This window comes from Vibrio bivalvicida, assembly GCF_001399455.2.
In the GTDB taxonomy this organism is placed as follows: Bacteria; Pseudomonadota; Gammaproteobacteria; order Enterobacterales; family Vibrionaceae; genus Vibrio; species Vibrio bivalvicida.
In genome coordinates this window covers 1-2,038 of record NZ_LLEI02000063.1, presented here as the reverse complement: position 1 = coordinate 2,038, position 2,038 = coordinate 1, and the positions used below count along the sequence as shown (strand labels likewise).

Sequence of the window (2,038 nt, the reverse complement as noted above, 5' to 3'; positions counted from 1 at the left end):
TGTATTTTCCAATGTTCAATATCCTATGTAATACTTCAAGGCTTATAACGCCCTGTTAAGGTGTGAGCAACGCAATGCCCAAGCCTCCGCAGAACACCTTAAACACTGAAAACAACGCATAGTGAAAATGCCACGCGTTGCGAATCACTCTTAAACAGTTTGTTAAGTATCTTGTCGCTTAAGTTCTTTAACGTCTTTTTCAGTCTTCCAGTTGGTAAGATGCTCTGCTAAGTGGTTAATCTCAGCCACCGCTATTACTGCTATTGTCTGGTCATTAGACTCAATTTTCTGGATGGCTTTTGGAGAAGAATGTAACGCAAGGATTACCCCATAAGGTTGATAATCCTTAAAACCATCAGGTGACTTAAGCTGAACGTCTACACCGTTTTTAGTAATGGTTTCGTATCGCCTCAGTTTATTCTTTTCCACTTCGGTAAAGATTTTCTCTAAAAACTGGCTGCATGTTCCTATGCTATTGACCAAAACTGTTAGTGGTGCATCTTTTTCTTTAGCCATTTTTACTGCGAAGGTATATGCAGCTCTTAGCTCATCTCCAGAAATTAACTCTGGTGAAAAATAAGCGAATCTTTCCATACTGACTATCTCCATTTTTTATATTGTTCGGATACATAACGCCCTGCTAAGTGGCTGACAACATATCACAAAACGTAAACTGACCACCTTAAACACAGACCAAATTTTGAAGTAAATTCGCCGAACGTTGGCAGTCCGTCTTAAGCAGCTTGTTATGTTGAGGCAATAACACCTATTTTCTTAGACATGTTGAAGCCCGTGATGGCAAAACCTACAGCTTGGTACAGTTTGAGGGTTCGTTCATTATGATAAGCAACCCTCAACTTAATTTGTTCAACACCACATTCTTGCAACTGTTTTTCTAATTCAGATATAGAGGCTGTTCCATAACCGCAGCCTCTATATTCACTCGACACGTAAAAGTCGTATATAAAAGTAGACTTGTCAGTAACATTAACGGAATGCCATAAATAACCAACTAAGCATTGTTGCCCATTCAATTCGGTCTCGATACAAAGCAACGAATGCTCTTTCCCCTCCAACTCGTTCGGAAAACAACGATGAAGATCTTTTCTTGCCAACTCAATGGCAAGTTCCATTGAGTGCCCATAGTTTTGAGCAATTTCTCGGCTATAGTCGTCAATAAAGTACTGACAATAATCAGGATACTCTTCTTGGCGCATTTCCCTGAGTACAACCATATATTCCTTCCATTGCGGTAAATTCAATCGGCAACATAACGCCGCATTAAGGTGTGACGCACGCTTGCCATAATGTGAGCGAAGCGAAACCGGCAAGCGTAAGGAATCACTCTTTAATGCTTTGTTATGCACGTACTGCGGCAAAGCTTTCTGCTATAACGTAAGAATTACCTAACTCAAAAACAGACAAGCTTTGGTAACTTATGAATTCTGATCCTGTCCAGTGTTTTGGTGGACCTACCTCAATGGGCTTGATATTTATTGGCAGTGCACTTAGCTCTTGAGTAATTTTGTCAGCCAATGATTTGGGGAAGCGACCTAAAGTACCAAATTTAGTTTTCACGATCCCATTTACAGTTGGCTTTTGATTCAAGAACCGGACTAAGTATTCCGCTTTTCCCATTATCTCCACACAGGCGCTGAAAAGAACACCAAGAAGTGACTCTGGGCTGCATGAGTTTCCCGAAAAAAACAGGTCAATTTCTACTTCTTGGTATGGAATTAAAAGAGGAGAGTTCTTAGATATAGAGAGTAACTCTTCTTCAACAGAGCATATAGACTCTTCAACGACACCAATACACTGAACTTCCCAAAGTTCAGGAGCAGCCTCATTATGCATCAAGACTGAAAGGCTAATCCTAAGATCGTCCGCATACCAATCAGCATCAACGATGCGAATATTACCTTCTGCTTCATCAAACTCTGTTTGAATTCTTTCCAATAGTTCTTTCATACAACCCTAAGTGCATAACGCCCTGCTAAGTGGCTGACAACATAACACAAAACGTAAACAAGCTACCGTA

Annotated in this window: 3 protein-coding genes; all 3 read right to left on the bottom strand. The window is 40.4% G+C overall.

The window, feature by feature from the left end:
- Window positions 1-162: 162 nt before the first annotated feature.
- A complete protein-coding gene (locus tag APB76_RS18185) occupies window positions 163-594 on the bottom strand; it encodes a hypothetical protein (RefSeq protein ID WP_054963669.1) in 432 nt (143 codons plus the stop codon).
- A gap of 152 nt (window positions 595-746) precedes the next feature.
- Window positions 747-1,235, bottom strand: a complete 489-nt coding sequence (locus APB76_RS18180; RefSeq protein WP_054963670.1) for a GNAT family N-acetyltransferase — start codon at window positions 1,233-1,235, stop codon at window positions 747-749.
- A gap of 124 nt (window positions 1,236-1,359) precedes the next feature.
- Entirely contained in the window at window positions 1,360-1,968 is a 609-nt protein-coding gene (locus tag APB76_RS18175; protein ID WP_054963671.1) for a hypothetical protein, read from the bottom strand.
- Window positions 1,969-2,038: the final 70 nt, after the last annotated feature.

Coding starts and splice junctions, on each gene's coding strand:
- APB76_RS18180 (WP_054963670.1), bottom strand. CDS start 1,235: ATGGTTGTACTCAGGGAAATGCGCCAAGAAGAGTATCCTGATTATTGT.
- APB76_RS18175 (WP_054963671.1), bottom strand. CDS start 1,968: ATGAAAGAACTATTGGAAAGAATTCAAACAGAGTTTGATGAAGCAGAA.
- APB76_RS18185 (WP_054963669.1), bottom strand. CDS start 594: ATGGAAAGATTCGCTTATTTTTCACCAGAGTTAATTTCTGGAGATGAG.